The 22,591-nt window shown below is 42.5% G+C and carries 21 protein-coding genes, 1 pseudogene and 1 riboswitch; of the genes and pseudogenes, 15 read left to right on the top strand and 7 right to left on the bottom strand.

What is annotated here, in order from left to right; all coding sequences use genetic code 11:
• Positions 1-42: 42 nt before the first annotated feature.
• The 3 genes and pseudogenes from F993_RS04305 (at position 43) to ftsW (ending at position 3,005) form a co-directional block, all read left to right on the top strand.
• A pseudogene (locus F993_RS04305) lies at positions 43-328 on the top strand (hypothetical protein).
• Positions 329-442: 114 nt separating this feature from the next.
• Positions 443-1,801 (top strand): UDP-N-acetylmuramoyl-L-alanine--D-glutamate ligase, encoded by a 1,359-nt coding sequence (gene murD / locus F993_RS04310; RefSeq protein ID WP_004656340.1) that lies wholly within the window; start codon positions 443-445, stop codon positions 1,799-1,801.
• Positions 1,802-1,811: 10 nt separating this feature from the next.
• Positions 1,812-3,005, top strand: coding sequence for a putative lipid II flippase FtsW (gene ftsW / locus F993_RS04315; protein WP_004656339.1), 1,194 nt, complete (start codon positions 1,812-1,814; stop codon positions 3,003-3,005).
• Positions 3,006-3,055: 50 nt separating this feature from the next.
• On the opposite strand, the gene gluQRS is transcribed toward ftsW, so the two are convergent.
• The 5 genes from gluQRS to thiC form a co-directional block, all read right to left on the bottom strand.
• On the bottom strand, positions 3,056-3,919 hold the full coding sequence (gene gluQRS, locus F993_RS04320) for a tRNA glutamyl-Q(34) synthetase GluQRS (protein WP_004656337.1): 864 nt from the start codon (positions 3,917-3,919) through the stop codon (positions 3,056-3,058).
• 131 nt (positions 3,920-4,050) lie between these two features.
• Positions 4,051-4,581 carry an RNA polymerase-binding protein DksA gene (gene dksA, locus F993_RS04325; protein WP_004656335.1) on the bottom strand — a complete coding sequence of 177 codons (531 nt, stop codon included), beginning with the start codon at positions 4,579-4,581 and terminating at the stop codon, positions 4,051-4,053.
• A gap of 458 nt (positions 4,582-5,039) precedes the next feature.
• On the bottom strand, positions 5,040-5,855 hold the full coding sequence (gene cpdA / locus F993_RS04330; protein ID WP_004656334.1) for a 3',5'-cyclic-AMP phosphodiesterase: 816 nt from the start codon (positions 5,853-5,855) through the stop codon (positions 5,040-5,042).
• Between the two features lie 22 nt (positions 5,856-5,877).
• Entirely contained in the window at positions 5,878-6,489 is a 612-nt protein-coding gene (locus F993_RS04335) for an NUDIX domain-containing protein (RefSeq protein WP_004656332.1), read from the bottom strand.
• 75 nt (positions 6,490-6,564) lie between these two features.
• Positions 6,565-8,460, bottom strand: coding sequence for a phosphomethylpyrimidine synthase ThiC (gene thiC / locus F993_RS04340; RefSeq protein WP_004656330.1), 1,896 nt, complete (start codon positions 8,458-8,460; stop codon positions 6,565-6,567).
• Between the two features lie 84 nt (positions 8,461-8,544).
• Positions 8,545-8,665, bottom strand: a riboswitch (TPP riboswitch).
• A 146-nt stretch (positions 8,666-8,811) separates the two neighbouring features.
• On the opposite strand from thiC, the gene phoU reads away from it, so the two are divergent.
• Positions 8,812-9,534, top strand: coding sequence for a phosphate signaling complex protein PhoU (phoU, locus tag F993_RS04345; RefSeq protein ID WP_004656328.1), 723 nt, complete (start codon positions 8,812-8,814; stop codon positions 9,532-9,534).
• 293 nt (positions 9,535-9,827) lie between these two features.
• Here the strand turns inward: phoU and F993_RS04350 are convergent, their stop codons facing one another.
• Both F993_RS04350 and argH read right to left on the bottom strand, forming a co-directional pair.
• Positions 9,828-10,100, bottom strand: a complete 273-nt coding sequence (locus tag F993_RS04350) for an oxidative damage protection protein (RefSeq protein ID WP_032812553.1) — start codon at positions 10,098-10,100, stop codon at positions 9,828-9,830.
• A 49-nt stretch (positions 10,101-10,149) separates the two neighbouring features.
• The gene (argH, locus tag F993_RS04355; RefSeq protein WP_032812552.1) at positions 10,150-11,580 is read right to left on the bottom strand and encodes an argininosuccinate lyase; all 1,431 of its coding nucleotides are present in this window, start codon (positions 11,578-11,580) and stop codon (positions 10,150-10,152) included.
• On the opposite strand from argH, the gene F993_RS04360 reads away from it, so the two are divergent.
• From F993_RS04360 to gspD, 11 genes are all read left to right on the top strand, one after another.
• Positions 11,571-12,713 (top strand): sensor histidine kinase, encoded by a 1,143-nt coding sequence (locus F993_RS04360; protein WP_004656324.1) that lies wholly within the window; start codon positions 11,571-11,573, stop codon positions 12,711-12,713. The two genes, argH and F993_RS04360, sit on opposite strands and share 10 nt — an antisense overlap.
• Before the next feature lie 57 nt (positions 12,714-12,770).
• Positions 12,771-13,511 (top strand): LytR/AlgR family response regulator transcription factor, encoded by a 741-nt coding sequence (locus tag F993_RS04365; protein WP_004656322.1) that lies wholly within the window; start codon positions 12,771-12,773, stop codon positions 13,509-13,511.
• A gap of 111 nt (positions 13,512-13,622) precedes the next feature.
• On the top strand, positions 13,623-14,540 hold the full coding sequence (hemC, locus tag F993_RS04370) for a hydroxymethylbilane synthase (RefSeq protein WP_032812550.1): 918 nt from the start codon (positions 13,623-13,625) through the stop codon (positions 14,538-14,540).
• Positions 14,540-15,316, top strand: coding sequence for a uroporphyrinogen-III synthase (locus tag F993_RS04375; protein WP_004656319.1), 777 nt, complete (start codon positions 14,540-14,542; stop codon positions 15,314-15,316). Before hemC ends, F993_RS04375 begins: the two co-directional genes overlap by 1 nt.
• Complete coding sequence (locus F993_RS04380) at positions 15,313-16,140, top strand: hypothetical protein (protein WP_004656317.1); 828 nt, start codon at positions 15,313-15,315, stop codon at positions 16,138-16,140. The genes F993_RS04375 and F993_RS04380 overlap by 4 nt, the downstream gene beginning before the upstream one ends.
• Before the next feature lie 6 nt (positions 16,141-16,146).
• The gene (locus F993_RS04385; protein ID WP_004656315.1) at positions 16,147-17,340 is read left to right on the top strand and encodes a hypothetical protein; all 1,194 of its coding nucleotides are present in this window, start codon (positions 16,147-16,149) and stop codon (positions 17,338-17,340) included.
• Positions 17,341-17,348: 8 nt separating this feature from the next.
• The gene (locus tag F993_RS04390) at positions 17,349-17,780 is read left to right on the top strand and encodes an acyl-CoA thioesterase (protein WP_004656313.1); all 432 of its coding nucleotides are present in this window, start codon (positions 17,349-17,351) and stop codon (positions 17,778-17,780) included.
• A 394-nt stretch (positions 17,781-18,174) separates the two neighbouring features.
• Entirely contained in the window at positions 18,175-18,501 is a 327-nt protein-coding gene (locus F993_RS04395; protein ID WP_004656310.1) for an H-NS histone family protein, read from the top strand.
• 177 nt (positions 18,502-18,678) lie between these two features.
• Positions 18,679-19,422 carry a type II secretion system protein N gene (gene gspN / locus F993_RS04400; RefSeq protein WP_004656309.1) on the top strand — a complete coding sequence of 248 codons (744 nt, stop codon included), beginning with the start codon at positions 18,679-18,681 and terminating at the stop codon, positions 19,420-19,422.
• Complete coding sequence (locus F993_RS04405) at positions 19,422-20,261, top strand: type II secretion system protein N (RefSeq protein WP_004656307.1); 840 nt, start codon at positions 19,422-19,424, stop codon at positions 20,259-20,261. Before gspN ends, F993_RS04405 begins: the two co-directional genes overlap by 1 nt.
• 40 nt (positions 20,262-20,301) lie before the next feature.
• Positions 20,302-22,578, top strand: coding sequence for a type II secretion system secretin GspD (gene gspD / locus F993_RS04410; protein WP_004656304.1), 2,277 nt, complete (start codon positions 20,302-20,304; stop codon positions 22,576-22,578).
• The last annotated feature ends 13 nt before the right edge of the window (positions 22,579-22,591 follow it).

Below are 22,591 nucleotides of genomic sequence, written 5' to 3'. Positions count from 1 at the left end.
ATTGCCCATCTTAAGATGGGCAATTTTTTTGGAAAAGAAAAAATAAATCAGACGGATATGAGTGAGAAGAGATCATTGCGCTTAAAACATAAATTGATTTTATTGGGTTTTATGCTATTGATGACTTTGCTTTATCTTTCTGCTTTGGCAAAAAATCTGAATATTTATAAAGAAACGGCTTCATGGCTACTTTCATGTTCCATCTTGATTTATCTAGGGTTAAGACCCGAATTGATTGAGCTTAAATTCAAGCACTATGTATTTAAATCAGTCGATTGGCTGGGGGGGCTTGGTTTTATTGGGAATTAGCTTTTTTATCCCTGCCTAAGCTTTTACGCACTGACACAAAAAAGATTGAATAAAACCAAAACTGAAAAAGCATTTAAAACAGTAAAGTGCTAACATTTTTGCCATTCTGTAATCTGCAAAAAATGGGGCAAAAATGTTAATACAACGCGGTGGTTTAAAAGTTGTGGCTGGCTTAGGTATTTCGGGGGTATCAGCAGTCAACTTTTTACATGAACAAGGCTACCAAGTTGCAGTAACAGACTCTCGAGCAACCCCTCCAGGACATGATCAAATTCCCGCAGCTGTGCGGACCAGTTTTGGTCAATTAGATACAGAACTGCTGTTACAGGCAGAAGAAATTATTCTCAGCCCAGGACTTGCACCGCAACTACCAGAAATTCAGCAAGCGATTGAAAAAGGTATTCCCGTTGTTGGTGATATCCAATTGCTGCGCCGTGCCACAGAAGTTCCTATTGTTGCGATTACAGGCTCAAATGCAAAAAGCACGGTCACCACTTTGATCGGCTTAATGGCACAAGATGCAGGCAAAAAAGTTGCGGTTGGGGGCAATCTGGGGCGTCCTGCACTGGATTTACTCAAAGATAAACCTGAACTGTTGATTCTTGAACTTTCGAGCTTTCAACTTGAAACTACGTCACATCTGAATGCAGAGGTGGCTGTGGTGCTGAACATGAGTGAAGATCATCTTGATCGTCATGGCGATATGCTGGGTTATCACAAAGCTAAACACCGTATTTTCCAAGGCGTGAAAAAAGTGGTGTATAACCGTGATGACAATCTGAGCCGTCCTTTGGTTCCTGATGTTACGCCGATACAAAGCTTTGGTTTGAATGCACCGGATTTAAATCAATATGGTGTGCTACGTGATGCAGATGGCACCATGTGGTTAGCACGTGGTCGTGAGCGTCTGCTGAAAACTTCTGACATGTATATTCAAGGTATGCATAACGTTGCCAATGCTTTGGCATGTTTGGCATTGGGTGAAGCGATTGGTTTGCCAACGGCCTCTATGTTAGAAACCTTGAAGCATTTTAAAGGCTTGGAACATCGTTGTGAATATGTGCAGAGTATTGATGGTGTGCGTTATTACAATGATTCCAAAGGCACTAATGTCGGTGCAACCCTTGCCGCGATTGATGGCTTAGGGGCTGCAATTGAAGTCAACAAGGGTAAGCTGGCTTTGATCTTGGGTGGTCAGGGCAAAGGTCAGGATTTTAAACCATTACGTGATGCGATTCAGAAATATGTGAAATCAGTGATCTTGATTGGTGAAGATGCAGCAGTCATCGAACAAGCGATTCAAGGCAGCAGTGTGATCCAACATGCACAGAGTTTAGAAGAAGCGGTGCGATTGGCACAGAAAAATACACAAGCTGAGGATGTGGTCTTGCTTTCACCCGCTTGTGCAAGCTTTGATATGTTTAAAAGCTATAATGATCGTGGACAGCAATTCGTGGCATGTGTAAATGCCTTGAATGACGAGAAGAACTAGGAACAGAACTATGGCGGATTTAGCCCAAAATACGGTGCAAAAGATTTCGCAATTGCTCAATCGTTTGCCGAAGTTGCCTGCAGAAATGACGGCACGAAATATTCTGATCTTTTGTGTGATTGCATTACTGTGTTTCGGTTCGGTGATGGTGGCATCAGCCTCAATGCCTTATGCGGAATATATTCACGAAAGCCCATTTTATTTCTTGATTCGTCATGGCATTTCAATTGTCGTGGCTGCGGTGGTGGCGTTTCTGACTTATCGGGTGTCATTAAATCTGTGGTTTAAAAATGCCTTTCCTTTATGGCTCATTACCATCGTGTTGCTGTTAGCCGTGTTGGTGGTGGGCTCTGAAGTGAATGGTGCGCATCGCTGGATTAAGGTCGGTGGCTTTACCTTACAGCCAACCGAGATTGCCAAAATTGTCATGGCGATTTTCACCGCTGACTATGTAGTACGCCGTGCCAAAGAAGTGCGTACCCACTGGAAAGGTTTATTGCGTTTAAGTGGTGTGATGGCTTTAACGGTCGGTTTCATTGTCGCTGAGCCTGACTTGGGGGCAACTGTCGTTATCGTGTTAATGATGGTCGGGGTATTCTTCTTGGCAGGCGCACCGGCAACGCAGTTCTTGATCATGCTGGGTGCGATCTTTGCGGGTGTCAGTGCGCTGATCATCTTCGAGCCATTCCGTTTTCAGCGTTTGATCTCGTTTACCAACCCTTGGGCAGATCCATTGGGTGTGGGCTATCAGCTTTCCAACGCTCTAATGGCCTTTGGTCGTGGTGAGTGGTTTGGTACGGGCTTGGGCCACAGCGTACAGAAGCTTTCTTATCTGCCAGAAGCACATACCGACTTTATGTTGGCAGTGTTAGGTGAAGAATTTGGTTTCTTTGGCGTGTCGATCGTGATGATGCTGTCGTTTACCATGCTGGCGTGTTGTATCCGTATTGGTCATCGTGCCTTGCAACATAACTATTTGCGTGCAGGTTATTTGGCTTACGGGATTAGCATCATCTTCCTGATGCAGATTCTGGTCAATGCGGGCATGAACATGGGCCTCATGCCAACCAAAGGTTTGACCTTACCGTTTATTAGTTATGGTGGTACATCACTCATGATGTGTGCGGCGATGATTAGTTTGATTCTAAAAATTGATGCGTCAACACAAGAGTTGAACCCTGTAAAAGAAGAATCTAATTTCTAGCGCATGTAAATAAACAAAAGCCCTGTGGTTATACAGGGCTTTTTTATTGTTTATAAATAGGTTCCAGTTAAATGAACCCCTTTGGGAATCAGATTGACATCCCATTGTTGCACGGCTTGTTGCAACATAATACGGGGTTGATCCAGTTCCACAGCAGGTTGGCCTAAAGCCAAGATGGCTTGCTGTAACAGTTTGGGAGCTTGAGTGATATCCAGTGCTTGTGCAAGATTCTGTTTAGATAGTTTTTGCCCTTGATCGTTCATGGCAAGCGGTAAATGCATATAGCTTAAATTGGGAAAACCCAGTAAAGAACCTAACCAGATTTGTCGAGCCGTGTTATCGAGTAAGTCTGCACCGCGAACCACATGGCTGATACCTTGTAGATAATCATCGACTACCACCGCCAATTGATAGCTGATAATGCCATCACGACGCTTTAATACAAAATCACCAAGCTCATGCAGTAAGTTAGAACATTGTCGACCTTGTAAACGGTCTTCAAAACAAATCTGTTGATCTGTAACCTTTAAACGAATGGCTTGATCAGCAAACTCTAAATTTAAATCTCGACAAGTTCCTGCATAGATATGATTGGAGCCCAGCATTTTACGGGTACATTGGCAGGCATAAATCGCATCGAATTGCTTGAGTTGCTCAAGCACCTGTTCATAGATCTCGAAACGATCTTTTTGAAAAATAATCTCTGTATCAGGCTCAAATTGAAAAGCATCAATGCATGAGAGAATATGTGTTTCGCTATTGGGGAAAATACGGGGGATATCAGTATCTTCAATCCGAACCAACCATTGGCCGTGATTGGCTTTGGCATCGCAATAACTGGCAACTGCGGTGAGCAGGGAACCAAAATGCAATGGGCCGGTTGGCGATGGCGCAAATCGTCCTTTATAAGACATAAAGATTAAATGGTCGTGGGTTTTTAATCCTCCCCAGACCCCTCCTTTAGAAAGGAGGGGAGTACTCGAACATTATAAGTTTCTAAATTCTCAGTACTCCTCCCTTTTTAAAGGGAGGTTGGGAGGGACTATTAACCGTTATTTTGCTTTTCTTTGATTTCAGCCAAAGTTTTGCAATCGATACATAAAGTCGCCGTTGGGCGAGCTTCTAAACGACGTAAGCCAATCTCGATACCACAAGTTTCACAGAAACCATAGTCTTCGTTTTGAATAGCTTCAATCGATTGTTCGATTTTACGAATGAGTTTGCGTTCACGATCACGTGTACGTAGCTCAATTGCAAATTCTTCTTCTTGCGTCGCACGGTCATTGACGTCAGGAAGTGCACTTGATTCGTCTTGCATCGTATTTAAAGTACGATCAACTTCAGACATTAACTCCGCTTTCCATGCATTTAAGATTTGGCGGAAATGCTCAAGTTGTCCTTCAGACATGTATTCTTCATTTTTCTTCGGCTGATAAGGCGCAATTCCAAACAGACTAGCAGTTGTACCACCTTCTGAAGCCTTCGGTTTGGTTTTACGTACACGTTTCGCCGATTTCAGATCATCAATCACTTCTGTCGGTTCGTCCAAGACTTGATTTTGGTTGTCATTCGCCATATAGGGCATTCCTCATCTTACACGTACTATCTATACGCAAAAAATATGGTGATATGCAAGTGTTTTTATAGAAACCTGAGATGGTTTTTCCCATCAAGGGTCGACATCATATAGAGTTTTTGAGCAAGATGGTAGTCATTCCCGTCCAGATTTTGTGTCAAATCGACAATGTAATTTGTAATCAAAAGTTTTAGGGACTGCTGCTATTTCAGCCATGCATTGTGTTATAGGCTAAAACGACATAAACAAGGCATGAAATGCAGACAATGGCGATTCCCTTGTCAAGTTTCATAACGCAGTTTAGGGATGTTTTAGCCATAACCCTGCGGGGCAGGGAGATTTTTTGCCGCTACGATGTTAGGTTTTGTTTACTGAGAATGACTAAGTTTCACAAAACCTGCCTTGTACCATCTAAAAAATATCCTCTGCCACAAGCATCTGTGAAATGTCAGCAGTCCCTAATCGTAGCCCAGAACTTCGGAACTATTCATCCGCTGTGAAGTGGGTAAGCGATAGACCTGCGTTTCCAGTTCACCATTGGCTTTAAGACGAATAAAGCGATAGCCAGGATGCTCTTCATCCAGAGCAAACTTATCGCTTTTTGGCTTGAATTGGATACAAGTTGATGGCGTGGATAAAAACTCAATCCCTTGCCACGTATTGATTGAATCCTGATGCACGTGACCACAGACGATGGCTTTGACGTTGGAAAAGGGTTGAATCGTTTCCAGTAGATCAGATGAGTTTTTGAGTTTGTGCTGATCAATCCAAGCCGATTGCATGGCAAAAGGGTGATGATGGCAGGCAATAATCACATGACGATCGTGCAGTTGTGTCAATAACTGAGTGAGTTGTTGCAATTGCACCTCAGCAATTTTGCCATCAATACGTTCTGGTTGTGCACTGTTCAGCAAGATAATGCACCATTGACCTAATTCAATCACCGTAGGCTGCGTGTGGTCTACTTCGTGAAATGGGAAATGTGTTGCATCATCATGGTTGCCTGGCGTATGAAAAAAAGGAATCCCCAAGCTTTGCATGTGCTGTACATAACGTTTATACGTTAACGGTGTAGGCGATTGTGCCAAATCACCCGTGTGTACAATAAGGTCAATATGAGGATGTTGCTGGCGCATCAAGTCGATTACAGCATGAAAACTTTGCTCGGGTTGCATCCCGACAAATTCTAAATGTGGGTACTCGAGCAAATGTGTATCGGTAATCTGTATCATCACAAAATCTTGTTGCGATAATGATGAGACTTGGAAAGTCACCGTCTTTAGCCCCTTCAGATTTTTATCTTTGTTGTATATGTCGAGACAGCCACTGTAATGCCATGATTACAGGTGCGTTTCTCAACCGCCCGTTATTTAATAATGCTTCTAATGCGGAATAAGCAAATAGATGGAGTTGAATATTTTCACCTTCATCTGGCATTCCAAAAATGCCCCCGTCCTTTGGCAAATCAACTTCTGCAACATATAAATGAAAAAATTCAGAACATGCGCCAGCAGAAGGGTAGAAGCTAAATAAATGTTTTAATTCCGTAATCTCGCAGCCTGATTCTTCCAGACTTTCACGACGGATACAGCTTTCTGGAGATTCATCGCCATCAAGTACGCCCGCAATCACTTCGAGTTGCCAAGGCGAAACTGGATCATTCACTGCACCGACACGAAATTGTTCAATCAGTGCAAAGCGTTGTTGTTGGTCATTATAAAGTAAAACGCCCGCAGCTTCTGGACGATGAACCAATTCACGCTGAATTATAGGTGAATAATCTTCTCGATCAAATAATCGATGCTTTAAGCTCACTTTCTCAACTTGGATGAACCCTCGAAATAAGGTCTCTCGAGATTCTATCGTAACGTCGGTTGCTGAGTAGCTGGCGTGTTCAAGAATAGTCATCTTCAATCAGGATGAGATTGTACATATCTCATCCTAACCGAGAATGATTCGCAGGAAAATCTTTTTTTAGTCGATTTACACTTTGTGGTACAATTTTTGACCATGTTCCTGATAAGCGGTTTTCATGGCATTGAGACCTGCTTCAACTTCTATTTCGGCATCATTTGACTGCTTGGCATTGTGTTGATTTTGCGCATAATCTCGCACATTTTGCGTGATTTTCATTGAACAGAACTTGGGTCCGCACATCGAACAAAAATGTGCTGACTTATGCGCTTCTTTCGGAAGCGTTTCATCATGCATACTGCGTGCTGTATCAGGGTCTAAGCTTAAATTGAACTGGTCATCCCAACGGAATTCAAAACGTGCTTTAGATAAGGCATTGTCACGGACTTGAGCCCCTGGGTGACCTTTGGCTAAGTCCGCCGCATGCGCTGCAATTTTGTAGGTGATGATCCCGTCTTTGACGTCTTTCTTGTTGGGTAAACCTAAGTGTTCTTTTGGCGTGACATAGCACAGCATGGCTGTACCGTACCAACCAATCATCGCAGCGCCAATCGCAGAAGTAATATGATCATAACCTGGCGCGATGTCAGTGGTCAGTGGTCCAAGCGTATAGAATGGTGCTTCTTTACAGACTTCAAGCTGTAGATCCATATTTTCTTTAATCATATGCATTGGCACATGACCAGGACCTTCAATCATCACCTGTACATCATGTTCCCAAGCGCGATGGGTCAGTTCACCCAGTGTTTTTAGTTCGCTAAACTGCGCTTCATCATTGGCATCCTGAACACAGCCTGGACGTAAGCCATCGCCCAAACTGAAGGACACGTCATAGGCTTTCATGATCTCGCAGATTTCATCAAAATGCGTATACAGGAAGTTTTCTTCATGATGCGCCAAGCACCATTGCGCCATGATTGAACCACCACGAGAGACAATGCCTGTGAGACGATTCGCCGTCATTGGGACATAGCGCAGCAATACCCCCGCGTGAATGGTGAAATAGTCAACGCCTTGTTCAGCTTGTTCAATCAAGGTGTCTTTAAAGATTTCCCAAGTGAGGTCTTCCGCCACACCATCGACTTTTTCCAGTGCTTGGTAGATTGGTACGGTACCGATAGGAACAGGTGAGTTGCGGATAATCCACTCACGGGTTTCATGGATATTTTTACCGGTTGATAAGTCCATGATGGTGTCTGCGCCCCAACGGGTGGCCCACGTCATTTTGGCGACTTCTTCATCAATCGATGAACCGAGTGCAGAGTTCCCAATATTGGCATTAATCTTAACCAAGAAATTACGTCCGATAATCATCGGTTCGCATTCAGGATGATTGATATTGGCAGGGATAATGGCACGCCCAGAAGCAACTTCTTGGCGTACAAATTCTGGGGTAATTTCTTTTAGATTCTGTGCGCCGAAATTTTGGCCTGCATGTTGGCGCATATCGACATGTTCAAGCTGGCGCTGATTTTCACGGATCGCAATATATTCCATTTCAGGGGTAATAATGCCCTGTTTGGCATAATGCATTTGCGTAACATTTTTATCTGCCTGCGCACGGCGAGGGTTTTGAATATGGGCGAAGCGGATTTCAGCAGTACGAATATCTTTTAAACGGGCTTGTCCGAACTCAGAACTGAGACCTGAAAGCACATCGGTATCTTGGCGCTCTTCAATCCAAGTTTGACGGACTAAAGGTAAACCTTTGTTTAAATCAATCTGTACATTTGGATCGGTATACGCTCCAGAAGTGTCATAGACCATAACCGGTGGGTTGTGTTCACCACCTAAGCCTGTCGGGGTTTCAGTCAAGCTGATTTCACGAAACGGGACTTGGATATCGGGGCGAGAACCTTCGACATAAACCTTGCGTGAAGCAGGTAAAATACGGGTTAAATCTTTAGCGTCTTGCTCATGTTGAGCAGAAATATCGGCAGGGGAAAGATTCGTTAATTGGTTCATGGCATGATCCTTATGTATGGCATTAACGAATCAAGCACGACCAAAAACAATGGCGGATTTATCTCTATGATAAATAAAGGCTAAGTTTTTGCTGGGCTTGATTCCTACGCAGGTTTTAACCTGATCAGGTTCAACGGTACTTGTCTTTAAATTGGATGATTAAGACAATCTCAGCAGTTTGTTAACTGCGCTCCGTCAAGCGACGCATTTAGGGTAACAGATTTTTAAATTTTTGTTGTGTCAATTCACACCAATTTACAAAGTGCAAATCCATGCTATTGTCATAAAACTTTCATCAATTCTATGTTTTAATCACCAATCATTTTTCCATGTGTCTAGTGGAGGCATACTGTGAGCCCAAGCAATCCTGTGTTAAGTCATCATATTTCTTCACAATTTAATGAAGACTTGCAAGATGTGCATACCAAGTTTATGACCATGGGTGGATTAGTGGAGCAACAAGTTGCCAACGCAATTCATGCTTTATTAGACACAGATGCTAACTTAGCGATTGATGTGCAGTTTAAAGACAATGCAGTGAACCAATTCGAACGCGATATCGATGAAGGTTTAACCTTGATTCTCGCGCGTCGTCACCCTGCTGCGATTGATTTGCGTATGGTGATTGCAATGAGTAAGGCCAATACTGACTTAGAGCGTATTGGTGATGAGGCTGCAAAAATTGCCCGTATTGCACAAACCTTGTGTGAAGAGGGTGAGTCGCCACGCGGCTATATGGAAACCCGTCATATTGGTAACCAAGTACGTGTCATGATACATGATGCCTTGGATGCATTTGCGCGTTTAGATGTCGAGCAAGCACTTAAAGTGGTGATGGCAGATGTGGATATTGATCGTGAATATCAGTCGGCGACACGTACCTTAATGACCTATATGATTGAAGATCCGCGTCATATCTCACGCGTGATTAATGTGATGTGGGTCTTGCGCTCATTGGAACGCATTGGTGATCACGCACGTAATATCTCAGAACAAGTGATTTATATGGCGAAAGGGACGGATGTGCGCCATACCAGTATCGAAGAAATTGAACAGAAAGTTCATCAGAAATAATAGTAAAAATAAAATAACTAGAAGCCGCTTAAAATAAGCGGTTTTTTTATTTTTAAAGATAATCAATAAAAAAATCCCAGACTTCGGGGGAAAAGTCTGGGAGAGAAATTTCATGCGTTACGTGAGATATCAACGTATCTCTTTGTCCTTCTGAATCTAAATATAAGGTGTAGGAAGTAAGGTGTCATGTAGACAACTGTGTATACTCTGTAAGGCTTTATTACTTATGTAAATATCACGTAAAAAGAGAGCTGTTTTTAGCTCTCTTTTTACAGTAGGGTTTACCAAGTAACTTATTTTTGTTCGGTCCAACCTTCTGCTTTTTCTACGCTTTCATCGTTGTTGAAGAATTTCTCACGTTGTTCTTCAAGGAACTTTTTTGCATCAGGTTCAAATACATTCAAGCGTTTTTCATTAATCAGCGTGGTTTGGTGTTTTAACCATTCCTGCCATGCTTGTTTTGAAACCGTTTCAAAGAACTCTTGACCTTTCGGGCCAGGGAATGGGGCAAAGTCCAAACCTTCAAGCTCTTGTTTATATTTACGGCAAAGTACTTGTCTAGTCATTATGGCATCCATTAAAAGTCCCTCTTTGTAAAAGAGGGATATAGGGAGATTAATATAACTGTTCTAGGCGACTGTGCGCACGGGCAATTGCAGCTTCAACCTGTTTTGGTGAAGTACCACCAATATGATCACGTGCATTGACAGACGCTTCTAAAGTGAGGGCTTTGTCAAATACATCTGCGGTAATCAAATCAGAGAATTGTTGTAACTGTTCCAGCGTCAATTCTGATAAATCTTTTTCTTCAGCCACACCTAAAGCCACAGCCTTACCGACAATTTCATGGGCATCACGGAATGCTACGCCTTTTTTCACCAGATAGTCGGCAAGATCGGTTGCGGTAGAGAAGCCACGAAGTGCTGCTTCGCGCATAATTTCGATATTTGGAACAAGCGCTGGAACCATGTCTGCGAAAGCCATGAGTGAACCGCGCACAGTATCAATCGCATCAAATAATGGCTCTTTATCTTCTTGGTTGTCTTTGTTATAGGCCAATGGCTGACCTTTCATCAGGGTCAATAGGCTAATTAAGTCACCAAAGACACGGCCTGATTTACCACGCACCAGTTCAGGCACATCTGGATTTTTCTTCTGCGGCATGATGGAAGAGCCTGTGCAGAAGCGGTCTGGAATGTTGACGAATTTAAATTGTGCTGAAGTCCATAAAATCAGTTCTTCTGACATACGGGATAAATGCATCATGATCAAAGACGCAGCTGCATTAAATTCAATGGCAAAGTCACGATCTGAAACGGCATCTAACGAGTTTTCTGAAACAGCTTCGAAACCTAAGAGTTCAGCCGTATAAGCACGATCAATCGGATAGGTTGTGCCTGCCAAAGCTGCTGAACCGAGAGGCATGCGGTTGACACGTTTACGGCAATCTTGCAGACGCTCTGTATCGCGCACTAACATTTCAAACCATGCCAATAAGTGGTGCCCAAAGGTCACAGGCTGAGCCGTTTGTAGATGGGTAAAACCTGGCATAATGGTATTGGTATTGTTGCTTGCCAGACTGAGTAAGCCTTTTTGTAAGCGTAATAATAGACCTAAAATGTCATCAATCTCATCACGCAAATATAAGCGGATATCGGTTGCAACTTGGTCATTACGACTACGACCCGTATGTAATTTTTTTCCGGTAATGCCAATTCGTTGAGTCAAACGAGACTCAATGTTCATATGTACATCTTCTAAATCAATGCGCCATTCAAAGTTGCCTGCCTCAATCTCAGCTTTAATGGTGTTCAGACCTTGAATAATGTCATCACGTTCAGCTTCAGTCAGGACACCTACTTTGGCAAGCATGGTGGCATGCGCAATTGAACCTGCAATATCTTGTTTATAAAAACGTTGGTCAAATTGCACAGATGCGGTAAATTCTGCAACAAAAGCATCTGTTGCTTCAGAGAAGCGACCGCCCCACATTCCAGAGGTTTGATTCGGGTTGGCTGAAGAAGAGGATTGAGAAGATGTGGTCATGGCGGCTCAGCAAAATAAAAAAGAGTATAGCAAATCCAAACGCAGTTGCCGAAACTCGACGTAAGAAGTTATCGCAAACTCGTCAGGGGAATCCATCAGGCTCCTATTTTTTTACGAAAATTGGCCAATGGCAATACTTATTGGAATTAATTGTTGCAAGTAATGTCTTGGCGATGGTACTGGCATTGGCTGAAGCGCGGTCATGGCAAGCCTTGGAGAGCTTTCGTGTACTGCAATATATGTTTTTTATTAATTGGGTGATTTTATCATTCGCGACAGTTGTTGATTATTTTAAGGATTTTTTTGCTAAGTTTAGTCAGAAAATTGCCTTGATAATGGGCTTTGTGTTGTTGCAACTGATTGTGCTGTTGACCACCTGTGCGATCAATCTGATTCAATATTGGGCTGCGCGTTCGGGTTCATTCTCGGATGAGATCCTATTTCATGGTACCAGCTTGCATTTGGGTTATGGTGTTTTGCTGGGGGCGTTCTGCTTGCGTTACTTATATATGCGTGAGCAATGGATGAATCAGCAATATAGCGAACTCAATGCGCGGATTCAGGCGATGCAGGCACGGATTCATCCACATTTTTTATTTAATAGTATGAATAGTGTGGTGAGTTTAATTGCGATTGACCCTGAAAAAGCTGAAAATATGTTGATTAATCTGTCGCGCTTATTCAGAGCCAGCTTTCAAGAGCTGAAACTGGTGAGTCTGGCCGAAGAAATTGACCTGTGTCAGCACTATTTAAGTATTGAAAAGATGCGCTTAGGTGCGCGTTTGAATGTAGAATGGAACATACAGGCAACGCCGATTGAATTAAAACGGGTGACGATTCCGTTATTAACGTTGCAACCTTTGCTGGAGAATAGTATTTTTCATGGGGTAGAAAAAGTTTTACAACCTTCAACCGTGAGCGTATTGGTTGAAATATTGCAAAATCAAGTCAGTATAGTCATTACTAACCCTTATTCTCACGATACAATAAAATCGAGACAGGGAAATGGTATTGCGATAGACAATGTGAAGCAGCGCTTGAAAGCCTATTATGGGCAAACGGTTAAGTTTCAGATTTATGGGGGAACGTCGTTATATACGACCGTGGTGAGCTACCACTATCGAGTAAAATAATAAGTCAAGTTAACCATAAAAAATATGGATGAAGTTAACGGTGACAAGGAGGAGAGGATGAGAGTTCTGATTGCTGATGATGAGCCTCTCGCAGTAGAGCGTTTGTCACGTTTAGTGACCCAAATGGGACACGAAGTCATTGCGACGGCGCATCATGGTCAGGATGTGTTAAATCATATTGAAAACGACTCACCCGATGTCGTTTTATTGGATATTCAAATGCCTGGGATGAATGGTTTGGAATGTGCTGAACAACTCAGCCAGCTCAATCCACGTCCTGCCATCATTTTTTGCACGGCATATGATCAACATGCATTGGAAGCATTTAAATTTCAAGCACAAGGATATTTGCTTAAACCTGTTGCACAACAAGATCTACAGCAGGTGTTTAATCATTTAACTCAACTCACACAAGCACAAATGACGGGCTTACAACAACAAGACGATATGTACGATACCAAAGCACAACGCCATCAAATTGCTGCGAAAACTTATCGCGGAGTGGAACTGATTCCCTTAGAAAATGTGTATTATTTTTTAGCAGATCAGAAATATGTCACTGTTCGCCATAAAAATGGCAGTGTACTGATTGATGAAACTCTCAAGGATCTCGAACTGGAATTTGCCGATCGCTTTATCCGCATCCATCGTAATGCACTGGTCTCACTCGACTATCTTGAAGGTTTGGAGTTGGTGACTGCGGGGCAATATCAGGTGCGCTTACGTGAGCTGGATGAGCGTTTGTCGGTCAGTCGCCGTCACTTGCCGAGTTTAAGAGAATGTATGCATCAATTATAAAACCAGACTTTTCAGTCGAAGGATTGATCACTTTGTGAATTTTTACTTGCAATTTCAGGTGATCAAGTTAAGTTTGGAGCAATTGCTTTGATCAATACTTCACTTGAATTTATGAAAACCTTAAAAATTGCGACTCGACAAAGCCCGCTTGCCCTCTGGCAGGCGGAACATATTCGTTCTCGTTTAAATGCGCTTTATCCAGATTTAACGGTTGAATTACTTAAGTTTGTAACGCAAGGCGACAAGATTCTGGATACACCTCTGGCAAAAATTGGGGGTAAAGGTTTATTCGTAAAAGAGCTGGAAGCAGCATTGCTGGACGGGCGTGCAGATTTGGCGGTGCACTCGATGAAAGATGTGCCCATGCATCTGCCTGAAGGTTTGAGTTTGGCTGTCATTTGTGAACGTGAAGATCCTTTGGATGCTTTTGTTTCGAATCACTACTCTCATTTTGACCAATTGCCGCAAGGTGCAAAAGTGGGCACCTCAAGCTTGCGCCGTAAATGTCAGATTTTACAGCAACGTCCTGACCTAGAAATTATTGATTTGCGTGGTAATGTGGGAACGCGTTTATCCAAGCTGGATGATGATTTGTATGATGCGATTATTTTAGCCAGCGCAGGGCTAAAGCGTTTAGGTTTAGCTGATCGTATCCGTCATTGTTTAGCGCCTGTATTGAGCTTACCTGCCGTAGGTCAAGGGGCACTAGGTCTAGAGTGCCGCAGCGATGATGTCGAATTATTAAAATTAATTCAGCCACTGCAACACGAAGAAACATCGATTTGTGTTCGTGCAGAACGTGCGTTCAATGCCTATCTCGAAGGGGGCTGCCAAGTACCGATTGCCGGTTATGCAATCTTGGCTAATGATCAACTGCAAATAGAAGGCCGTGTCGGTAGCGTCGATGGTAAGACTTTACTCAAAGAACAGTTGATCGGTGCAACAGCAGAAGCTGAACAACTTGGTGAACAACTTGCACAGCGCTTGCTTGCACAAGGTGCAGGCGAATTGCTCAAAGCATTGTATTAATGCTGTTTATCAATACACGACCTGATGATCGTGCCTTGGTTCTAACCCAAGCTTTGGAAGCGGCGGGTTATCAGGTTGAGGCACTGCCATTACTTGAATTGGTTGCAATGCCATTTTCTGAAAGTTTGCAGCAACTGTATACTGAATTGCGACAGGTTCAAGCAGTTGTAGTGGTGAGTCCAACCGCTGTTGATGTTGGGATGCGCTATTTACAGCAAGCAGGTGTGCAACTTGATCAACTTAAGTCTATTCAATGGATTGCAGTTGGGCAAACCACGGCACAAGCTTTGGCAAAGTTTCAAATAGAAAGTCATGTTCCTGAGGTGGAGACATCGGAGGGAATGCTGCAACTACCAATTTTGAAACAACAAAAAAAATTAACTAAAATTGCCTTCTGGCGAGGTCTTGGCGGACGACAATTTATGATGCAGCAATTGCAGCAACAAGGTGTCGAGATCCTGAATTTTGTCCTCTATCAACGTCAGTGTCCTGAGCAAAGTTTGATTGCATTTCCTGAAATTGTAAAAAAAATAAGTTTCAATCAGCCGGTCGCTGTGCTGATGAGTAGTGAGGCGAGTTGGAATTATTGGCAGCAACTTAGCAACCAATATCCATGTTCAGCGCAGTGTGTCTATCTGGTTTTGGGCTCGCGTTTGGCTCAACTCCTGCACAGTACCCAATCACAGGCGGTCAAAGGATTTAACATTATTCAGCTTGAAAATTTATCTGCATCAGAGATCATTCAACGCATGAGTGACTGGCAAGGACATGTATGAGAAAAATTGGTTATCTAATATTAGGATTGAGTTTATTGTGGTTGATTAAACTCAGTTACGATGTTGCGCAATATTCTCAAACTGTACCCCAATTACAACAGCAGCTTGATCAAACCGAGCAGCGTTATGCTTTATTGAATGATCAATTTGTTGCAGTACAACGTCAGTTGCAAAATAGCAGTGCGGTCGAGCCTGCGGATCATGTTGCGATACCGACCACGGTGATGGGAATCGCGCCTGTTATTTTGATTAAACAACAGATGCAATTGGTTCAGTTTGCCTTGGATCAACAGCAGTTTATTTACGCTTTAGATCAGCTTAATCAAGTTCAGCAACATATCGTTCAATATGCAGTTTCACCTGCATTGCAGCACAGTTTGATGAACGCGATTGAGCAGGACAAGCAAAGCATTCAGCAATATGTCCTTAGTCAGACACAGCAACAGCAGCAACTGGATAACCTGTTACAACAGCTGGATCAGAAGATTCAACAAGAAATTCACAATCCAAGTATAAGCATGGCAAAAAGTGACAGCAACGCTTGGTGGCATTGGTTTAAATTGGAGAAAGTACAGCGCCACTCACCAGATTTAATGAGCCGCCATATTATTTTAAAAGAAGCACAATTACGTCTTTTACTTGCTTCCCAAGCATTACAACAAGGGCAGTTGACTGAGTATCGCAAATCAACCTTGGAAGTGATGCAGTTGCTGGCGGAATTACCCGATCAGAATAGCCAGCAGATGAAACAGCGTTTAGAGAAAATTTTAAATCTACCTGCAGTACCCACACCGAAATTAACCACATTGGGTTTGTTGGGGTAAGGCATTATGAAACATTTACTATGGATCTATCTGCTTGCAAGCTTGGTGCTATTTGCCCTGTTTGCCATCTTGAGTTATGGCTATGGGAATGGCTATGTTTATATTTATTGGCGAGACTGGCAGTTCCAGAGTGGGGTATGGGGGCTGATTACGCTATTTTTGGTCATTAGTTTGTTGGCACAATTGGCTTGGGTATTCGGCAAACGTTATTTCGCCCGAGAACAACGTAAAAAAGAAACCATTCTACATTTTAAAGATCTGCATCCTTATGAGCAGCTCGGCATTGTCTGGTTGTTGGAAGCGGCAAAAGATCAGCAAGTGTTTATTGAACGTGTTTATACTCAGTCAGGCTTACTGAATCATATTATTGACGCGCAATTTGATTATAAAAATGGCGATTATGAGACTGCATTGCAGAGTTTGGAAAAATCAGCACCGATGGCATTTGAACTGGCTGAATTGCAACGCATAGATATTTATCTTGAGCAGCAGGAAACACAAAAAGCACTCAGCCATTTAGAGTTTTTGGCTCAGCATCAGCTTTCACCTTGGTTGATTGAAATTGAAACGGCTTATCAGCAACGGATTACTGCACTATGGGGTAAACTTGCCTTACAAGAACCATGGTTATTTTTGCAAACAACCCAATATGGTTTGCTGGATGCTGAACACCGTGATTTGTGGTTGCAACAGCTACTGATTCGATTTGATCAGGCATCTGTAGATGATCTTGCGGCATTGCAACAACGCTATCTGGTTTTACAGGATGAGATTCAAACTCGTCCGTACAGTAGTAAAGTATTCTGGTTGAAACTATTGGCACGTATGCCAGAAATGAGTGTGCAGCATGAAGATCTGGCGTTGCATTTATTACAAGATCAGTTTGATCCAGAGGTGTTTTATCTCTGGTTCCAGCAACAATTATTAAAGCAGATTCCTGATTATACTTATGTTGAACAGCGCATTATGCAGCTTGAGCAGCGTTACACCAGCGTGCCGATGCTCAGCTTTGCAAAATGGCATATTTATGTTGCAACGCAACGTCAGGCAGACGCAGAGCAATTATTAACTTTATATCCCGATAATATTTTAATGAGCTATTTGAGGATTAAATCCACCTTAGGTGATAATCCTGATTTAATCAGGCAGTTAAATTTAATATTTGAAAATGATGTAAATTTTCTTAATTTTAAGATATGAGTGAAAACATGAAAGAATTGTCTGTCTATCCTGTTGTGCTTCAACAAACCGTTGCGTGGGGGGATATGGATGCGTTTGGTCATGTAAATAATGTTCAGTATTATCGTTATATCGAGAGTGCACGCATTGCTTATTTAATGGCATTGAATATCTTCGATCAGGAGATATTGACCGTGGTTGCATCCAGTCAGTGTAAATATTTAAGTCCAGTATTCTATCCAGATGTGCTGCATATTGGTGCGCGGATTGAGGAGTTAAGAAATAGCGCTTTTCGTATGCATTATGTATTGTGGAGTGAAACACAACAGCAAACTGTAGCGATAGGTGAGGCAGTTATGGTGTGTGTTGATAAGGTTAGCTCAAAGAAATTAAATATTCCTGATGAGATTAGACAAAAAATAATTCAGTTAGAGCGAAGCGTAGGACATGCTTTAATATAATATGAATGATTATAAAGACGATTATGTCTATTTTGTTTGATTATATCATCATTTCATATAATAAGGTTCAAAGCGATCATTTGTAAGAAATAGAGTATTGGAACCAAAACGCTTAAAAGAAAATTAAAATTTTTTAGATAAAATTAAGAGTAATTTAATATAAAGCGGGTTTCTTTAGCTGTGCAGGTTGGCTTTATAAAATATGTTTTTATATAACACATCCACTTTTTTTGCTTTATTGTAAATAAAATGCCATTTTGCGCTGAATATACGATTAAGTGAGTTATTCTTATATTGATTATTTAATCATTTATAAACTAATATTGAATCGAATTTAAAATTCATTTTATTTTTTGAGTGATATATTTCCCCTATATACATTGGAGTGGTTCTAATGAAACCAGATATTAGCGATTTATCTGTAGAAGATTTAAAGCGTTTACAAGCAGAAGCAGAAGCTTTGATTGCAAGTAAAAAAGATCAAGCAATTGAAGATGCATATAATCAAATTATCGCGATTGCAGATGCGATTGGTTATAGCGTTGAAGAATTATTGGAAGTGGGTGAGCAAAAGCGTAAGAAAACCACGCGTAAAGCAGTAGAGCCACGCTACCGTAACAAGAGCAATGCTGAAGAAACTTGGACTGGCCGTGGTAAGCAACCACGTTGGTTAGTTGCTGAATTAGAAAAAGGTGCAAAACTTGAAGATTTCTTAATCTAAGCAAGTTTTAAAGTCATCGTTTTGTCATACGATGACTTTATCCTTTATCAAAAGCCAGGCTTAAAAAGCTTGGTTTTTTTATATGAGAGAATTGGCGATGTTGAAAAAGTATGCATAATGTCATTCAGGGGGCGATTGTCTCAAAAAGGATGATATTTGCATGTTGGTAAGGGTGGAATGAAGAAAAAAACCAAGCAATGGAGATGGTGGATTTTCGCCATTTTTGCATTTTTAATTTTTATTATTTTACAAATTCCAGCAACATGGTTAATTGCGAAATTTTCAAAAGATAATCAAATATTACATAATGTCAGCGGCAACATTTGGCAGGGGCAAGCAGACTGGCAACGTGGTCAGTTGCGGGGTTCTGTGCATTGGAAAACTCGTCCTCTGGATTTGCTATTACTGCGCGTTGGTGCAGATCTCGATATTCATAGTGGTAATACCCAATTCAATGGCGTTTTTGCTTACGGTCTAAGCAAGAAAATCATGATTAAAGACCTGCAAGGGAAAATCTCGCCTGAAACATTAAAATATTTTGCTAATTGGCAATGGCCTGAAAATGCAATCCAACTGAAAGACGTACAATTGAATTACCAAAAAGAAAAAGGCTTTAGTGCGGTAGAAGGGCAATTAAATTGGGGCGGTGGTGCATTGGCTTATACTTTTGGTCAGCGACAAGATCGTATGAATATGCCGTCTTTGGTGGCTGAACTTAAAGATGAAAATGGGCAATTACAAATTGATGTCCGTGATCAACGTAGCCAGAAAATGGCGAACCTAAGCTTAGATGCGAGCCTAATGCTGGATGTGCAGCTCACTCAGCGTATGTTGTTAAATATTCCCTCGTATGAAGGTAAGGCAGGCTTAGACACTTATGTGATCAGTTCGCGACAACCCTTGTTGCAAGGTGGTTTCTAATGAAAGCAATCACTCAAAAAATACAACAATTGCGTTGGCAAAAACTGGATAAGCTCAGTGGTCTGGTTTTAGCACTGCTGATTTTGTGGCTATGTTGGAAACTGGCTTCATTGTTCTGGTGGGTGGTTGCGCCACCACAACCCATGCAGTTTGACCGAGTTGAATTGGGGTCGCAGCAAGCTCAAGTCCCTAATATCAGTTCTTTTGCGTTATTCAATGAACCTCTAGCAACTTCGGCTGATGATAATGTCAATCTGGAGTTGCAAGGTGTGTTGTTGGGTCAGCCTAATTATTTGTCTTCGGCAGTGATTAAGTTGAATGATAGCGCTGAACGATACCGTGTGGGTGAAACGGTGGGATCAACGTCCTATCAACTGGCCGAAGTTTATTGGGATCATGTGGTTTTAAAACAGGGGAATGGTGCAACCCGAGAAGTTAAATTTAAGGGCTTGGATAAAGGTCTCTATCAACCAATCGATCCTGTGCTCAATAATACCAACAATGTACCGCCAGCCGCAGCTGCGCCCTCGCAAAACTCACCACAATCGGCTTTAGGTCAAGCGATCCAGCAAATGCAGGATAATCGTGAACAATACCTAAAAAATATGGGGGTTAGTAATGGCGGTGCGGACGGTTATGAAATATCAGACAAGACCCCATCGAATTTAAAAAATACCTTGGGTTTACGTTCGGGTGACCGTATTCTATCGATCAATGGTCAGACCGTCGGGCAGGGACTCAACGAAGTACAATTATTAGAGCAAGTACGTCGTGAAGGGCATGCCAAAATAGAAATAAAACGTGGTGATCAAGTGATGACCATACAACAAAGTTTTTAGTGATCACACGTCACACATCAGTTAGGAATAAGTGCAGGTTATGGCTTTTTTAAATCATCAACGACCACTTTGGGCATTACTTGCCGCAGCACCTTTGGTTGCGTCAGTGAGTACCCATGTGCAAGCACAAACATGGAAGATCAATCTACGTGATGCAGACTTAACCGCATTTATTAATGAAGTTGCGGATATTACAGGGAAGAACTTTGCGGTTGACCCTCGTGTGCGTGGTAATGTGACGGTTATTTCCAATAAGCCTCTAAATAAGGACGAGGTGTATGACCTATTTCTAGGCGTACTCAATGTCAATGGTGTGGTGGCGCTCCCTTCAGGCAATACGGTTAAACTTGTCCCTGACAGTAATGCGAAGAATTCTGGGATTCCTTACGATGCACGTAGCCGTGCGGGTGGTGATCAAATCGTAACGCGAGTGATTTGGTTGCAAAATACCAATCCGAATGACTTGATTCCAGCCCTACGTCCGTTAATGCCGCAATTTGCGCACTTGGCAGCGGTTGCGGGGACCAATGCTTTAATCGTTTCTGATCGTGCAACCAATATTTATCAGCTTGAAAATATCGTGCGTAATTTAGATGGCACGGGTCAAAATGACATTGAAGCGATTAGCTTGCAGTCGAGCCAAGCTGAAGAAGTGATTGGTTTGTTGGAGACCATGAGTGCAACAGGTGCTTCAAAAGATTTTATTGGTTCGCGGGTGCGGATCATTGCCGATAATCGAACCAACCGTATTTTGATCAAGGGCGATCCAGACTCTCGTAAGCGTTTGCGTCAAATGGTAGAAATGCTGGATGTCCCATCAGCAGATCGTTTGGGTGGGCTTAAAGTCTTCCGCTTGAAATATGCCAGTGCCAAGAACTTGGCTGAGATTTTACAGGGACTGGTCACAGGGCAATCTGCGTCGTCTTCATCATCGTCGTCCTCGTCAAATAGTAATAACCGATCTAACTCGATTAATAACCTGATCTCCAACAATCAAAACTCAAGCTCAACCACAGGTTCGTCGTCTTCCTCTTTTTCGACGCCTTCAATTAATCTAAATGGCAATTCAAGCAATAGTCAAAACTCCAGTATCACCAGCTTTAATGGTGCAGGTATTAGTATTATTGCTGACCCAACGCAAAATGCATTGGTGGTCAAAGCTGAACCACAATTAATGCGTGAAGTCGAAGCGGCTATTCAACAGCTGGATATTCGCCGTCAACAAGTACTCATTGAAGCTGCAATTATTGAAGTCTCAGGCGATGATGCAGATCAACTGGGGATTCAGTGGGCCTTGGGTGATTTAAGCAGTGGTGTTGGCCTGATTAGCTTTAGTAATGTGGGCGCGAGTCTGGCATCCATTGCCGCAGGTTATGCCACGGGCGGGGCGAGTGGCGCAGCTGCAGCGATTGCAGGTGATGCCAATAAAGGCAATGGTGCCACACTTGGGATTGGTAATTTTGAAAACTCACGTAAAGCCTATGGTGCGCTGATCCAAGCCTTGAAAACCAATACCAAATCCAACTTTTTGTCTACACCGTCGATTGTGACGATGGATAATGAAGAAGCTTATATTGTCGTAGGTCAAAACGTTCCGTTTGTGACGGGTTCGGTATCGACGGGAACTTCAGGTACAGTCAATCCTTATACAACGGTTGAGCGTAAGGATGTGGGTGTTACGCTAAAAGTGATTCCACATATTGGTGACAATGGTACGGTTCGTCTTGAAGTTGAACAGGAAGTTTCGGATGTTCAGAATAACAAAGGCCAAGCAACAGACTTGGTTACCAATAAGCGCGCCATTAAAACTGCTGTGCTTGCGGAACATGGGCAAACAGTGGTGTTGGGAGGCTTGATTGCAGATAATACGTCATTATCGCGCCAAGGTATTCCTGGTCTGAGTAGTATTCCTTATCTTGGGCGTTTATTCCGTGCCGATGCGAGGAGTAATATCAAGCGTAATCTATTGGTGTTTATCCATCCGACCATTGTGGGCGATGCCAATGATGTACGCCGTATTTCTCAACAGCGTTATAACCAGCTCTATAGTTTGCAACTTTCAATGGACAAAAATGGTAACTTTGCCAAACTGCCAGAAAATGTGGCCGATATTTATAACCCGCAAGCGCCAGTCGTGAATTCGCCTTATCAGAAGGTCCCAACGGCTACGCAGAACAAAGCCGTTGTGGTGACGACCCCCGTTGCTGTTGAAGCACCTCAAGTGCAACAAAAAACAGTACAACTGCCAGCAAAAGAAACTGAGCGGAGCAAAAATACGGTCACCACTACCACGATTCGACCAGCGTCTTCACAGTAGATGCACAGAAGCG

This window comes from Acinetobacter proteolyticus, from assembly GCF_000367945.1.
Taxonomy (GTDB): domain Bacteria; phylum Pseudomonadota; class Gammaproteobacteria; order Pseudomonadales; family Moraxellaceae; genus Acinetobacter; species Acinetobacter proteolyticus.
This window is presented reverse-complemented; position numbering and strand designations above follow the sequence as displayed.

What these genes read in the sequence shown, in the direction of transcription:
- murD (WP_004656340.1), top strand. Translation starts at nt 443, where the DNA reads ATGTTAATACAACGCGGTGGTTTAAAAGTTGTGGCTGGCTTAGGTATT.
- ftsW (WP_004656339.1), top strand. Translation starts at nt 1,812, where the DNA reads ATGGCGGATTTAGCCCAAAATACGGTGCAAAAGATTTCGCAATTGCTC.
- gluQRS (WP_004656337.1), bottom strand. Translation starts at nt 3,919, where the DNA reads ATGTCTTATAAAGGACGATTTGCGCCATCGCCAACCGGCCCATTGCAT.
- dksA (WP_004656335.1), bottom strand. Translation starts at nt 4,581, where the DNA reads ATGGCGAATGACAACCAAAATCAAGTCTTGGACGAACCGACAGAAGTG.
- F993_RS04335 (WP_004656332.1), bottom strand. Translation starts at nt 6,489, where the DNA reads ATGACTATTCTTGAACACGCCAGCTACTCAGCAACCGACGTTACGATA.
- thiC (WP_004656330.1), bottom strand. Translation starts at nt 8,460, where the DNA reads ATGAACCAATTAACGAATCTTTCCCCTGCCGATATTTCTGCTCAACAT.
- F993_RS04350 (WP_032812553.1), bottom strand. Translation starts at nt 10,100, where the DNA reads ATGACTAGACAAGTACTTTGCCGTAAATATAAACAAGAGCTTGAAGGT.
- F993_RS04360 (WP_004656324.1), top strand. Translation starts at nt 11,571, where the DNA reads ATGTGGTCATGGCGGCTCAGCAAAATAAAAAAGAGTATAGCAAATCCA.
- argH (WP_032812552.1), bottom strand. Translation starts at nt 11,580, where the DNA reads ATGACCACATCTTCTCAATCCTCTTCTTCAGCCAACCCGAATCAAACC.
- F993_RS04365 (WP_004656322.1), top strand. Translation starts at nt 12,771, where the DNA reads ATGAGAGTTCTGATTGCTGATGATGAGCCTCTCGCAGTAGAGCGTTTG.
- hemC (WP_032812550.1), top strand. Translation starts at nt 13,623, where the DNA reads ATGAAAACCTTAAAAATTGCGACTCGACAAAGCCCGCTTGCCCTCTGG.
- F993_RS04375 (WP_004656319.1), top strand. Translation starts at nt 14,540, where the DNA reads ATGCTGTTTATCAATACACGACCTGATGATCGTGCCTTGGTTCTAACC.
- F993_RS04380 (WP_004656317.1), top strand. Translation starts at nt 15,313, where the DNA reads ATGAGAAAAATTGGTTATCTAATATTAGGATTGAGTTTATTGTGGTTG.
- F993_RS04385 (WP_004656315.1), top strand. Translation starts at nt 16,147, where the DNA reads ATGAAACATTTACTATGGATCTATCTGCTTGCAAGCTTGGTGCTATTT.
- F993_RS04390 (WP_004656313.1), top strand. Translation starts at nt 17,349, where the DNA reads ATGAAAGAATTGTCTGTCTATCCTGTTGTGCTTCAACAAACCGTTGCG.
- F993_RS04395 (WP_004656310.1), top strand. Translation starts at nt 18,175, where the DNA reads ATGAAACCAGATATTAGCGATTTATCTGTAGAAGATTTAAAGCGTTTA.
- gspN (WP_004656309.1), top strand. Translation starts at nt 18,679, where the DNA reads ATGAAGAAAAAAACCAAGCAATGGAGATGGTGGATTTTCGCCATTTTT.
- F993_RS04405 (WP_004656307.1), top strand. Translation starts at nt 19,422, where the DNA reads ATGAAAGCAATCACTCAAAAAATACAACAATTGCGTTGGCAAAAACTG.
- gspD (WP_004656304.1), top strand. Translation starts at nt 20,302, where the DNA reads ATGGCTTTTTTAAATCATCAACGACCACTTTGGGCATTACTTGCCGCA.